This is a genomic window from Demequina sp. (assembly GCF_047975725.1).
Classification (GTDB): Bacteria; Actinomycetota; Actinomycetes; order Actinomycetales; family Demequinaceae; genus Demequina.
The window spans coordinates 221,307-233,617 of sequence record NZ_JBKEED010000021.1; the positions used below are offsets into that span (position 1 = coordinate 221,307).

Here is a 12,311-nt window from a genome sequence, read left to right on the forward strand (position 1 = left end):
TCATGGCAGCACCGAAGAAGAAGAAGGTCGCTGGTCTGATCAAGCTCCAGATCCAGGCCGGCGCCGCCAACCCCGCGCCGCCCGTGGGCCCCGCCCTCGGTCAGCACGGCGTCAACATCATGGAGTTCTGCAAGGCCTACAACGCGGCTACCGAGTCGCAGCGCGGCAACGTGATCCCCGTGGAGATCACGGTCTACGAAGACCGTTCCTTCACCTTCATCACGAAGACCCCGCCGGCCGCAGAGCTGATCAAGAAGGCCGCAGGCGTGCCCAAGGGCTCCGGCGTTCCTCACACCACCAAGGTGGGCTCGCTCACCGAGGCTCAGGTGCGTGAGATCGCTGAGCAGAAGATGGCCGACCTCAACGCCAATGACATCGACGCCGCCGCGAAGATCATCGCCGGCACCGCGCGTTCGATGGGCATCACCGTTAACTAGATCCACCCAGTGGGAGGGGGCGCGCTGCCCCGCACCACGACTGCGAAAGGAAAATACGCAGATGTCTAAGCGCTCCAAGGCTTACAAGGATGCGGCTCAGCTCGTTGACCGCACCCAGCTGTACACCCCGCTCGAGGCCGTCCGCCTCGCGCAGAAGACGGGTTCCAAGAAAACCGACTCGACCATCGATGTGGTCTTCAAGCTCGGTGTGGACCCCCGCCACGCGGACCAGTCGGTTCGTTCCACCGTCATCCTGCCTCACGGCACCGGCAAGACCGCTCGGGTCCTGGTCTTCGCCAATGGTGACAAGGCAGACGCCGCCCGCGAGGCTGGCGCTGACATCGTCGGTGGCGACGAGCTGATCGAAGAGGTGGCCGGCGGCCGCCAGGACTTCGACGCAGTGGTGGCGACCCCGGACCTCATGGGCAAGGTCGGCCGTCTTGGCCGCGTGCTCGGTCCCCGCGGCCTCATGCCGAACCCCAAGGTGGGCACCGTGACGATGGATGTGGCCAAGGCCGTGTCCGACATCAAGGGTGGAAAGATCGAGTTCCGCGTCGACAAGCACGCCAACCTGCACACGGTGCTGGGCAAGGCGTCGTTCGGCGACGAGAAGCTGCTCGAGAACTTCCAGGCCGTCCTCGACGAGGTTCAGCGTGTGAAGCCCTCGGCTTCGAAGGGTCGCTACATCATCAAGACCTCGATCTCCGCGACGCAGGGCCCCGGCATTCCGGTGGACGCGCTCGCCAAGGTCGAGAAGTAGTAGACGCACTCGCGCAAGGCCCGGCGACCCCGGTGCTGAGCGTCCGAGAGCACGTGTCGCTCGACGCGCCGTAACCCGGCCGTCGTGAGGCACCCGGCCCGGCTCCCGCAAGGGGGCCGGGCCTTCTTCATACCCGCGCGACACGCGCGTCTAGCCGCGTGCGGGATGATGGTCCCACCATGACCACGCCAGACCTCAGCGATCTCACCATCGGCTACTCGAGCCTTGCCGACCGCCTCTCCAGCATCCCCACCGCCGATGCGCTCGGTGGCGCCGAGCAGGTCGTGGTCGTTCAGACGGGTCACGAGGGCGAGCCCGGTACGGAAGGCGAACTGGGCGCATCGGCGCTCCGGGAGATTGCCCGACTCGAAGCCGGCGGTGCACGCGTGGCCGTGCTCCACTCGCGCGGCGTGGCCAAGAGCCGCAACGAGGCGCTGCGCCAGGCGGGACGGCGGTACTTGCTGTTTTGTGATGACGACGTCACGGTGAACCTTGAGGGCCTGGGGCAGGCGCTGACGCACCTGCGCGACAGTGGCGCGGCGCTCGCGATGGGGCGTGCGGTCGACGAGACCGGCGCGCTACGCAAGGCGTATCCCACGCAGGTCACGCCGCTCACGTTGCGCAATAGCGGCAAGGCAGCGACCTACGAGATGATCGCCGACGTCGAGCAGGTCCGCCGCGCCGACGTGTGGTTCGACGAGCGCTTTGGCGCGGGGGCGCCGCTGTACTTGGGCGACGAGTACATCTTCATCGGCGACATGCTGCGGGCCGGGCTAAGGGCCGATGCGGTTCCCGCCATCGTGGCCATGCACCCCACGGAGAGCTCGGGCTCGCGGTGGGGTACCGATGCGGATATCGACGCCAGATCGGCCGCGCTGTCGCGCGCCGTGGGTGGCTGGGCTTGGCTGCTCAAGCCCGCGTTCGCGGCGCGGCACGTTCGTACGATTGGGGTGCGTGGGGCGCTGCGCTTTGTGCGCGGCCCCCGCCCCCCTCTCCCGTCAAATGGATCCATTTGACGGCGAGTCGGCGCCCCCCAACCCGTCAAATGGATCCATTTGGCTTGCGAAGGAGGGGACCGGGGCGGGTGGTTTGCGACAGTGGCTACGTTCCCGTATGCTTGCAGGGCCCAAGACCGCCGGTCGTCGGGTCCGGTTCACCGGATGCGACCGAAGTCCCGCAACAGCGGAGGCCAGCGCAGGTGAACTGAGAAGGACCGCACGAAAGTGCGTCCGGCCCAGCCCCGCCTGCGCGGGGCTTTTTCGTTGTCCGGGGCAGGCCGTCTCCGCAAGGAGGCGCTGACGGTCACCCAAAGGAAGGACAACTATGGCGACGCCAGACAAGGTGGCTGCAGTCAAGGAGCTCGCGGACAAGTTCCGTGCCTCCAACGCTGTCGTGATCACCGAGTACCGCGGCCTGTCGGTTCCGCAGCTCGCTGAGCTGCGCGGCAAGCTTCGCGGCGCCGCGACCTACACGGTCGCGAAGAACTCTCTGACGGCGCTCGCGGCCAAGGACGCCGGTGTGGAAGGTCTCGATGACCTCTTCGTCGGTCCCACGGCCATTGCATTCGTCACCGGTGACCCGGTGGAGGCTGCAAAGGGTCTGAAGGGCTTTGCCAAGGAGAACGACAAGCTCGTCATTAAGGGCGGCGTTCTCGAGGGCAACGTTCTCTCCGCTGAGGAGATCAACAAGCTCGCAGACCTCGAGTCCCGTGAGGTCCTGCTCGCCAAGGCAGCCGGCGCTATGAAGGCGTCGCTGTTCGGCGCGGCATACCTGTTCCAGGCACCGCTCGCTCAGGCTGCGCGTGCCGTCGACGCCCTGCGTGTCAAGCAGGAAGAAGCGGCCTGAGGCCGCGATCCCCATCGCACCAACCTGCTTCCACGCAGCTGAAAAGTAAGGAAACACATCATGGCTAAGCTCACCACCGAAGAGCTCATCGAGCAGTTCAAGGAGCTCTCGCTCATCGAGCTGTCGGAGTTCGTGAAGGCGTTCGAGGAGACCTTCGAGGTCTCCGCCGCCGCTCCGGTCGCCGTTGCCGCCGCCGCTCCCGCCGCCGAGGCTGCCGCCGAGGTCGAGGAGAAGGACTCGTTCGACGTCGTTCTGGCCGCCGTTGGCGACAAGAAGATCCAGGTCATCAAGGAGGTGCGCGCGCTCACGTCGCTCGGCCTCGGTGAGGCCAAGGCTCTGGTCGACGAGGCTCCCAAGGTCGTCCTCGAGGGCGCCAAGAAGGAAGACGCTGAGAAGGCCAAGGAGCAGCTCGAGGCTGCCGGCGCCACCGTCGAGCTCAAGTAAGTTAGCTCGCCGCATTCGGCTTGAAGGCCGGGTCCACCCTCACGGGTGGGCCCGGCCTTCGTCGTTCCTGGGGGCGGCGGCGCTTCCGCACCCGGCTGCCCCACTACGCTCGCAGCCATGAGTGCTGTGGAGACGATGCCGCCGTCGCGGGGCCGTACACGTCAACTGGGGCTGAGGGTGCTCAGCGGTGCAGGCATGGTCCTGGGCGCGTGGGCAGGTGCGGTCGCGTTCATCGCGGTGTTCGCCGTGGGGCTCAAGGGACCCTTGGGGCTCGCGCTCGCGGTCGCGTTGGTCGTGGTGATCGCGGCCGGAGGAGCCGCACTGACCGTGGTGGGAAGGGTCGCGCGCCGCGGCGGTGCGGTCGATCCCGCGGATCCCATGTCCGCAGTGACCGACCCCTCGTGGCTGTCCTACGACGCCCGTGAGGGCGCCGTGGCACTCGCCGATGAGCTCCTGCGCGGTGCGGTCACCGACGCTGAGGTGGGCACCCGCGCGGCCACGCGTGCCTATTCTCGGGCGACGACCGGATACGGCACCGTGCTGGCCGAGGTCCATGCGACGTCGCATGACCGAGCAGGCGGCGCCGGTGGTGCAGGCGACCGGACCATCGTGGCGCGCGCCGCAAACGAGTACCGGGTGGTCGGCCAGAGCCACATCGAGGCCCGTCGCATCGAGCCGCACACGGGCACCTTCACTCTGTACGGGAGGCCGCCGGCCGCGGCTACGCTGCCCGCCACTGTTCCCGTCGCGGTGCCAGGCCTGATCGATCCTTGGACCGTGGCCGAGCACGAGCACGAGAGCGCGATCGCCGCGCTCGACGGCCGTGCCATCTCCGTCCTGAACGACCACTATGCGCCCGGACTGGTGGTGTCCGTGGTCGAGGCCGGGATCGTGGTGAGTTCCGACGGCGCGGGCGCACCCCCGCACCCCGAACACGTCGGCGACGCCGCTCAGGCGCTCTACGACGCTCTCGCGGGGCAGCCCCCAGCGGGTTCCAGGGCAGCCCGTCGGCGGGAGGAACTCATCGGGGGTGTGCTGGTGTCGGGGTCGGCTGGTCGGGACCTCCAGCGACGCTTCCGGATGCTTCTCGGAGTCTCCTCCAGTGTGCTACTGGTCATCGTCGGCGCCTCGTACCTGCCCGGCATGGGTTCCTCCGGCGCGCAGCCCGGGCCCCTCGACGGCTGGTTCGCACCCACGCTTGGCGCGGCACTCGTGGTCATGGCCGTGCTGGCGTCTCGGCTGATGCCTGCGTGGCAGCGGCGCCAGGAGGGCATCGCCTTACAGATCCGCGAGATTGCCGATGCGCGGGGCTGGGCCTATCGAACCCACGACAGGGAACTGGGCGAGGGCTGGGTAGCCACGCTCTTCGCCGGCGTGCACGGGGTGGACGCAGTGGTCGTGTCGCCGAGTTCCCGCGGCGCGGGAGGCCTCGCGCCCATGGGCGTCGCCTACGTGGAGGGCGATCGGGGACGCTGGCCGTGGCTGCGGCCCTTGACGAGCGTGATCGCGTGGGCGGAACTGCCCGGTGGACAGGTGCCGTCGGTCGCGCTCACCCGGCTCGCCGCTGAGGCCTCCGACCTCGGCTTGTCCCTGCACATCGACGAGCACCGAGCGGTGCTCCGCGACGATGGCCGGCCGACGGACATCTCGATGGCCGAGCGCTTGCGTCTCGTGGGGCAGGCCGCGTGGGAGGGCGGAGCGCGCGCCGCTGGTCCTGACGGCGCGCGCTGAGGCCGCCCCCCCGCTCGCCCCTACGTCAGTGGGTGTCCGCGAAGAGCTCGCGCAGCAGGCGCGCGGCCTCGGTCGCTCCGGTGCTCTTCAGGTTGTCGTAGAGCTTGGCGAGCTCCACCACGTTGGTGACGGACGCCAGTACGGCGCCGCCCACCGCATCGGCAAACCTGACGTTGGACGCCGCGAGGCGGTGGATGCGCCGACCGATTTCCTCGCCGCTGATGGCACTGCCGACGATCTGCGCGGTGAGGTCGTCAACCTGGCTGGTGGCCGCATCGGCGACATTCCCCAGTCCGAGCTTGCCCGCGAGGAACTGGGAGGCGTTGGTCACGGCGCCGTCGAGCTTCTCTGCGAGTTGATAGAGCTTCATCGCGCTGTCGATGAGGCCTTCCATCTTGGGGAACACCCGCGCGGCCCAGTCGGCGACGGTGGAGACCACCTGTGCGATGACCACGGGGGTGCCGAGGAACAGCGTGCACGCCACCTCGAGTGCCCAGACGATGGCCTTCGCGACGATGTCAGCGATCGCATCCCGGACGACCTCGTAGACGAAGGCGACGAGGTGGGAGGCGACTTCAAAGCCCGTTCCCATGGCGTTCGCAGCGCCGGTGAAGGCGCTCAGTGCCTGGATGTTGTCGCGGATTTCCTGGCGCAGCGCCTCAATGAACTCGCCGGACTGGTCTGACAGATCCGCGAGCCGGTCGCGTAGCGCCATGGCCTGCGTGTCGAGGTGCGCGGCGACGTCGCGCCACGTCTGTGCGAAGGCCGCCACGGCCGCATCGTCGCCGGTGAGCTTCTGCAGCCATTCCTTCAGCGGTTCAAGGTGTTCGATGACCCAGCCGATGCCAGCGGACAGTGCCGAGCCGATGGGGTCAACAATCGTCGCGGCCGCGGAGACCACCGTCGCCCCCGCGCTGACGCTGGCACTCACCCAGTCCTTGCTCTGGATCGCAGCGACGGTGTCGGCGATGTCGCTCGCCACGCCAGCACCCTCCCACCCGGTGCCGGGACCGCCCATGGTCGAGGGGTCGGCGACAAGAGAAGTCATCGCAACTGCCCCAGACCCTCGTCCATGAGCGAAATGCCGCTGCGCGCCATGGACTGGAGCGCGTCTTCGTTAGCGGAGAAGTCCTTGACTCCTAGTCGTACCTTGTCGGCCGTGTCTCGAAGCACGCGAGCGTTGGTCGCGAGCGTCTCGACCAGAATCGTGGAGGCGGTGATGGCGATCGCTCCGAGAGGCGCGCACAACAGTCCAAAGGCCGCCGCTCCCGCAAAGCCTGTCGTGGTGCGCGCTGCCTCGACGCCGCTGTCAACCTCAGTCGCGACGCCGTCGAGGTTGGCCGCGTGCGTACGCAGGGCGTCGGGGTCGATGGAGATCCGAGTCATGCTGTATCCCCTCAGTAGGTGAGACCGTCGTGTCGGGCGGCCTCTCGCTGCTCGACTTCGTGGCGCAGCATGGACGTGGCGGAGGAGTTCTCACCGAAGGCCTCGGTCGCGACGGCGACGGCCTTCTCGCCGGCGGACTTGCGGGCCTGCATGGTGGTCTCAAGGATGAGTTGGGCGAGCGCCTGAGGGTGCATGTCAATGGCGCGGTCGTTCAAGCGAAGGTCCGTGAGCGCACCGCTGGCATCTGTCTCCGCCTCGACCTCGCCGTTGCGAGAGCGTGCGCGGGCGCGCAGCGCCTGAATCTCGTGTTGCATATCCCGTGCCCGGACTGCACGAGCCTGCGCCTGTGCGACCTGGTCCTCGAGGCTTACCTTGAACGCGTCAGCGTCGCCCCACGGCGACGATCCCCCTGGTGTCGACATGGGGGAACCATAGCGAAGGCACCCGAACGCCACCACCATGCGTGACGTTCTCCACAGAGAAGAGAGCGCGTGCTCCGCACGCGGCACGGGCAGGTAATCTGGTGCCTGTCGCTTGTTCATCAGGGCCGATGCGCGAGCGACATCACAATTCGGCGACAGGCCGGTGCGGCATCCTTGACGGAGCCGGAAGACCGGTGGACAATCGCGCGCTCAGCCAGTACAGTAGGTAGTTGCGCTGTCTATGCCCTGCCCTCATATGCCTACCTGGCGTGCGTCCGCTCTGAGAGTGGTTTCGCTACAGGATCCGGTGGAGCCGTGGTCCGACACGCGCGTCACGCACGCTATCAAAAGGGAAGGACCCGCCCTTGGCTGCCTCGCGCACCCCCTCGGCAACCGCTATCGCCAACCGCTCCGCCTCTGCCCGTATTTCCTTCGCGCAGATCTCCGAGCCCATCGAGGTGCCCAATCTCCTGGGCATCCAGACCGAGAGCTTTGACTGGCTCGTCGGCAACACCGCCTGGCAGGCCCGTGTGGCCGCCGCGAAGAAGGATGGACGCGATGACGTCCCCGAGATCGCGGGCCTCGAGGAGATCTTCGAAGAGATCTCCCCGATCGAAGACTTCGGCCAGACCATGTCGCTGAGCTTCTCGGACCCGTACTTCGAAGAGCCTCGCCACACTCCTGAGGAGTGCAAGGAGAAGGACTTTACCTACGCGGCCCAGCTCTTCGTGACCGCCGAGTTCATGAACAACACGACCGGCGAGATCAAGTCGCAGACCGTGTTCATGGGCGACTTCCCGCTCATGACCCCCAAGGGCACGTTCATCGTGAACGGCACCGAGCGCGTGGTCGTGTCGCAGCTGGTGCGTTCGCCCGGCGTGTACTTCGAGCGCACCGCCGACAAGACTTCGGACAAGGACATCTTCACCGCGAAGGTCATCCCCTCGCGTGGTGCGTGGCTTGAGTTCGAGATCGACAAGCGCGACGCCGTGGGTGTGCGTGTCGACCGCAAGCGCAAGCAGCCCGTCACCCTGTTCCTCAAGGCCCTTGGCCTGTCGAACGAGCAGATCGCCGAGGAGTTCAAGGACTTCCCGGCCATCCTCGAAACCCTCGAGAAGGACACCGTCCACTCGACCGAGGATGCCCTTGTCGACCTGTACCGCAAGTTGCGTCCGGGCGAGCCGCCCACAGTCGAGGCCGGTCAGAACCTGCTCGACAACTTCTACTTCAACCCCAAGCGCTATGACCTGGCCAAGGTGGGTCGCTTCAAGCTCAACAAGAAGCTCAAGGTCGGCAAGGCGCTGGGCGACTCCGTCCTGACCATCGACGACATCGTCGCCACGGTCAAGTACATCGCCGCCGCTCACGCCGGTCACGCGACCTTCGAGTCCCTCGCGGGCTCGGTCCAGGTCGAGACCGACGACATCGACCACTTTGGCAACCGTCGCATTCGCGCCGTGGGCGAGCTGGTGCAGAACCAGATCCGCACCGGCCTGTCGCGCATGGAGCGCGTGGTGCGCGAGCGCATGACGACCCAGGACGTCGAGGCCATCACGCCTCAGACTCTGATCAACACCCGTCCGGTGGTCGCCGCGATCCGTGAGTTCTTCGGAACCTCGCAGCTGTCGCAGTTCATGGACCAGAACAACCCGCTCGCGGGTTTGACCAACAAGCGTCGTCTCTCGGCGCTTGGTCCTGGTGGTCTGTCGCGCGACCGCGCCGGCATGGAGGTCCGTGACGTTCACCCGTCGCACTACGGCCGCATGTGCCCCATCGAAACCCCTGAAGGCCCGAACATCGGTCTGATTGGTGCTCTCGCGACCTACGGTCGCGTGAACCCTCTGGGCTTCGTCGAGACCCCCTACCGCAAGGTCGTCAAGGGCAAGGTCTCGGACAAGGTCGACTACCTCACCGCGGACGACGAGGACCACTTCGTCATCGCGCAGGCCAACGCGGCCCTCACGGCGGACGGCTCGTTCGCCGATGAGCGCGTGCTGGTCCGCTCGAAGGGTGGCGAGGTCGAGTTCGTGCCCCGCGACGCCGTGGACTACATGGACGTCTCCCCGCGCCAGATGGTGTCGGTCGCGACGGCTCTGATCCCGTTCCTCGAGCACGACGACGCCAACCGCGCGCTCATGGGCGCCAACATGCAGCGTCAGGCCGTGCCGCTGGTGCGTTCCGAGGCGCCGCTGGTCGGCACCGGCATGGAGCGCCGTGCGGCGATCGACGCCGGCGACGTGGTCGTGGCTACCAAGCCCGGCGTGGTCACCGAGGTCAGCTCTGACCTCGTCACCGTCGCCAACGACGACGGCACCACCGGTTCGTACCGCATCGCCAAGTTCGAGCGCTCCAACCAGGGCACCAGCTACAACCAGCGGGTGCTCGTGGACGAGGGCGACGTGCTGGTCGAAGGCTCGGTTATCGCCGATGGCCCCGCCACCGACCAGGGTGAGCTCGCACTCGGACGCAACCTGCTGGTCGCGTTCATGTGCTGGGAAGGTCACAACTACGAGGACGCGATCATCCTGTCGCAGCGCCTCGTGGAAGACGATGTCCTGTCCTCGATTCACATCGAGGAGCACGAGGTCGACGCTCGCGACACCAAGCTGGGCCCCGAAGAGATCACCCGGGACATCCCCAACGCCTCCGAGGAGGTCCTCGCTGACCTCGACGAGCGTGGCATCGTGCGCATTGGCGCCGAGGTCCGCGCCGGCGACATTCTCGTCGGCAAGGTGACCCCCAAGGGTGAGACCGAGCTGACCCCCGAGGAGCGCCTGCTGCGCGCCATCTTCGGCGAGAAGGCCCGCGAGGTGCGCGACACCTCGCTCAAGGTCCCTCACGGCGAGTCCGGCACCGTCATCGGTGTGCGCGTGTTCACCGAAGAGGACGGCGACGACCTGCCCGCAGGCGTCAACGAGCTCGTGCGCGTCTACATCGCTCAGCGCCGCAAGATCCAGGAGGGCGACAAGCTCGCCGGCCGCCACGGCAACAAGGGCGTCATCTCGACGATCCTGCCGCAGGAGGACATGCCGTTCCTTGAGGACGGCACGCCGGTCGACGTCATCCTCAACCCCCTGGGTGTGCCCGGTCGTATGAACGTCGGTCAGGTCCTCGAGACCCACACCGGCTGGGTTGCCAAGCACGGCTGGGACGCCACGGACGTCACCGACGAGTGGGCCAACCGCCTGCCCGACGCCGCCCGCAAGTCCGAGCCCGGCACGCCCGTCGCGACCCCGGTCTTCGACGGCCTGCAGGAGGACACCCTGGTGAACCTCCGCTCGACCATCAACCCCAACCGCGACGGTGACCGCCTGGTCAACGCCGACGGCAAGGCGCGACTGTTCGACGGTCGTACCGGTGAGCCGTTCCCCGAGCCGGTCGCGGTCGGCTACAAGTACATCCTGAAGCTGCACCACCTCGTGGACGACAAGATCCACGCGCGCTCGACGGGTCCGTACTCGATGATCACGCAGCAGCCGCTGGGCGGTAAGGCCCAGTTCGGTGGCCAGCGATTCGGCGAGATGGAGGTGTGGGCGCTCGAGGCATACGGCGCTGCATACGCCCTCCAGGAGCTGCTGACCATCAAGTCCGACGACGTCGTGGGCCGTGTCAAGGTCTACGAGGCCATCGTCAAGGGCCAGAACATCCCCGACCCGGGTCTTCCCGAGTCGTTCAGGGTGCTCATGAAGGAGATGCAGTCGCTGTGCCTGAACGTCGAGGTCCTCAACTCTGAGGGTCAGCTCGTCGAGATGCGCGAGTCCGAGGACGACGCGTACCAGGCCGCCGAGTCGCTCGGTATCTCCCTGTCCAGCCGCCCGGACGCCTCCAGCGTCGACGAGATCTAAGAAAAGGGATTCGAGAGAATGCTTGACGTCAACGAATTCAGCGATCTGCGCATCGGCCTGGCGACGGCGGAAGAAATCCGCGGCTGGTCGCACGGCGAGGTGAAGAAGCCGGAGACCATCAACTACCGCACCCTGAAGCCGGAAAAGGACGGACTCTTCTGCGAGAAGATCTTCGGCCCCACCCGTGACTGGGAGTGCGGCTGTGGCAAGTACAAGCGCGTGCGTTACCGCGGCATCGTCTGCGAGCGCTGCGGTGTCGAGGTGACCCGCTCTCGCGTGCGTCGTGAGCGTATGGGCCACATCGAGCTCGCCGCTCCCGTGACCCACATCTGGTACTTCAAGGGTGTTCCGTCGCGCTTGGGTTACCTGCTCGACCTCGCCCCCAAGGACCTGGAGAAGGTCATCTACTTCGCGGCCTACATGGTCACCGAGGTGGACGAGGACGGCCGCCACGAGGACCTTCCGAAGCTCCGCAACGAGATCGAGAAGGAAAAGAAGGCCATCGCCAACCAGCGTGACGCGGACATCAACACCCGCGCCGTGAAGTTGGAGAAGGACCTCGCCGAGCTCGAGGCCGAGGGTGCCAAGGCCGATGTGAAGCGCAAGGTCAAGGACGGCGCCGAGCGCGAGATGGCGAACCTGCGCAAGCGTGCAGACGCCGAGATCGACCGCCTCGACCAGGTCTTTGACCGCTTCGCGAGCCTCAAGGTCCAGGACCTCGAGGGCGACGAGCTGCTCTACCGCGAGCTCGCGCGTCGCTACGGCTCGTACTTCAAGGGCTCGATGGGTGCGGAGGCGATCCAGCGTCGCCTGCAGACCTTCGACCTTGAGGCCGAGGCCGAGTCGCTGCGCGACATCATCGCCAACGGCAAGGGGCAGCGTAAGACGCGCGCCCTCAAGCGCCTCAAGGTGGTCAACGCGTTCCTGACGACCACCAACTCGCCCACGGGCATGGTGCTGGACGCCGTTCCGGTCATCCCGCCGGACCTGCGCCCCATGGTGCAGCTCGACGGTGGCCGCTTCGCGACCTCCGACCTGAACGACCTGTACCGCCGCGTCATCAACCGCAACAACCGCCTCAAGCGTCTGCTCGACCTCGGTGCTCCCGAGATCATCGTGAACAACGAAAAGCGCATGCTGCAGGAGGCTGTTGACGCGCTGTTCGACAACGGCCGTCGTGGTCGCCCGGTCACCGGTCCCGGCAACCGCCCGCTCAAGTCCATCTCGGACATGCTGAAGGGTAAGCAGGGTCGTTTCCGTCAGAACCTGCTCGGTAAGCGCGTGGACTACTCGGGCCGTTCGGTCATCGTGGTCGGTCCTAAGCTCAAGCTGCACCAGTGTGGTCTGCCCAAGCTGATGGCGCTGGAGCTGTTCAAGACCTTCGTCATTAAGCGCCTGGTCGAGCTCAACCACGCCCAGAACACCAAGTCCGCCAAGCGCA

The 12,311-nt window shown here is 66.8% G+C and carries 10 protein-coding genes and 1 pseudogene; 8 read left to right on the plus strand and 3 right to left on the minus strand.

Going from position 1 to position 12,311, the window contains the following annotated elements; translation table 11 throughout:
- The first annotated feature begins 2 nt into the window (after window positions 1–2).
- From rplK to ACK5NO_RS08410, 6 genes are all read left to right on the plus strand, one after another.
- Window positions 3–437, plus strand: a complete 435-nt coding sequence (gene rplK, locus ACK5NO_RS08385) for a 50S ribosomal protein L11 (RefSeq protein ID WP_416812211.1) — start codon at window positions 3–5, stop codon at window positions 435–437.
- A 61-nt stretch (window positions 438–498) separates the two neighbouring features.
- Entirely contained in the window at window positions 499–1,197 is a 699-nt protein-coding gene (gene rplA / locus ACK5NO_RS08390; protein ID WP_416812212.1) for a 50S ribosomal protein L1, read from the plus strand.
- A 179-nt stretch (window positions 1,198–1,376) separates the two neighbouring features.
- Window positions 1,377–2,213, plus strand: a complete 837-nt coding sequence (locus ACK5NO_RS08395) for a glycosyltransferase (protein ID WP_416812213.1) — start codon at window positions 1,377–1,379, stop codon at window positions 2,211–2,213.
- Between the two features lie 307 nt (window positions 2,214–2,520).
- A complete protein-coding gene (gene rplJ, locus ACK5NO_RS08400) occupies window positions 2,521–3,042 on the plus strand; it encodes a 50S ribosomal protein L10 (protein WP_416812214.1) in 522 nt (173 codons plus the stop codon).
- A gap of 60 nt (window positions 3,043–3,102) precedes the next feature.
- Window positions 3,103–3,486 (plus strand): 50S ribosomal protein L7/L12, encoded by a 384-nt coding sequence (gene rplL / locus ACK5NO_RS08405; RefSeq protein WP_416812215.1) that lies wholly within the window; start codon window positions 3,103–3,105, stop codon window positions 3,484–3,486.
- Window positions 3,487–3,603: 117 nt separating this feature from the next.
- Window positions 3,604–5,217 (plus strand): hypothetical protein, encoded by a 1,614-nt coding sequence (locus ACK5NO_RS08410; RefSeq protein WP_416812216.1) that lies wholly within the window; start codon window positions 3,604–3,606, stop codon window positions 5,215–5,217.
- 25 nt (window positions 5,218–5,242) lie between these two features.
- On the opposite strand, the gene ACK5NO_RS08415 is transcribed toward ACK5NO_RS08410, so the two are convergent.
- The 3 genes from ACK5NO_RS08415 to ACK5NO_RS08425 are packed head-to-tail and all read right to left on the minus strand — an operon-like array spanning window position 5,243 to window position 7,025.
- The gene (locus ACK5NO_RS08415; RefSeq protein WP_416812217.1) at window positions 5,243–6,265 is read right to left on the minus strand and encodes a hypothetical protein; all 1,023 of its coding nucleotides are present in this window, start codon (window positions 6,263–6,265) and stop codon (window positions 5,243–5,245) included.
- A complete protein-coding gene (locus tag ACK5NO_RS08420) occupies window positions 6,262–6,603 on the minus strand; it encodes a type VII secretion target (RefSeq protein ID WP_416812218.1) in 342 nt (113 codons plus the stop codon). Before ACK5NO_RS08420 ends, ACK5NO_RS08415 begins: the two co-directional genes overlap by 4 nt.
- A gap of 11 nt (window positions 6,604–6,614) precedes the next feature.
- Complete coding sequence (locus tag ACK5NO_RS08425; protein WP_416812219.1) at window positions 6,615–7,025, minus strand: YbaB/EbfC family nucleoid-associated protein; 411 nt, start codon at window positions 7,023–7,025, stop codon at window positions 6,615–6,617.
- A 365-nt stretch (window positions 7,026–7,390) separates the two neighbouring features.
- Here ACK5NO_RS08425 and rpoB point away from each other — a divergent pair, with 365 nt between their 5' ends.
- A complete protein-coding gene (rpoB, locus tag ACK5NO_RS08430) occupies window positions 7,391–10,870 on the plus strand; it encodes a DNA-directed RNA polymerase subunit beta (protein WP_416812220.1) in 3,480 nt (1,159 codons plus the stop codon).
- Window positions 10,871–10,888: 18 nt separating this feature from the next.
- Window positions 10,889–12,311, plus strand: a pseudogene (locus ACK5NO_RS08435) (DNA-directed RNA polymerase subunit beta'); the annotation flags it as partial.

Bases quoted from the DNA above. Each gene is read 5' to 3' on its own strand.
- rplK (WP_416812211.1), top strand. From the start codon at position 3: ATGGCAGCACCGAAGAAGAAGAAGGTCGCTGGTCTGATCAAGCTCCAG.
- rplA (WP_416812212.1), top strand. From the start codon at position 499: ATGTCTAAGCGCTCCAAGGCTTACAAGGATGCGGCTCAGCTCGTTGAC.
- ACK5NO_RS08395 (WP_416812213.1), top strand. From the start codon at position 1,377: ATGACCACGCCAGACCTCAGCGATCTCACCATCGGCTACTCGAGCCTT.
- rplJ (WP_416812214.1), top strand. From the start codon at position 2,521: ATGGCGACGCCAGACAAGGTGGCTGCAGTCAAGGAGCTCGCGGACAAG.
- rplL (WP_416812215.1), top strand. From the start codon at position 3,103: ATGGCTAAGCTCACCACCGAAGAGCTCATCGAGCAGTTCAAGGAGCTC.
- ACK5NO_RS08410 (WP_416812216.1), top strand. From the start codon at position 3,604: ATGAGTGCTGTGGAGACGATGCCGCCGTCGCGGGGCCGTACACGTCAA.
- ACK5NO_RS08415 (WP_416812217.1), bottom strand. From the start codon at position 6,265: ATGACTTCTCTTGTCGCCGACCCCTCGACCATGGGCGGTCCCGGCACC.
- ACK5NO_RS08420 (WP_416812218.1), bottom strand. From the start codon at position 6,603: ATGACTCGGATCTCCATCGACCCCGACGCCCTGCGTACGCACGCGGCC.
- ACK5NO_RS08425 (WP_416812219.1), bottom strand. From the start codon at position 7,025: ATGTCGACACCAGGGGGATCGTCGCCGTGGGGCGACGCTGACGCGTTC.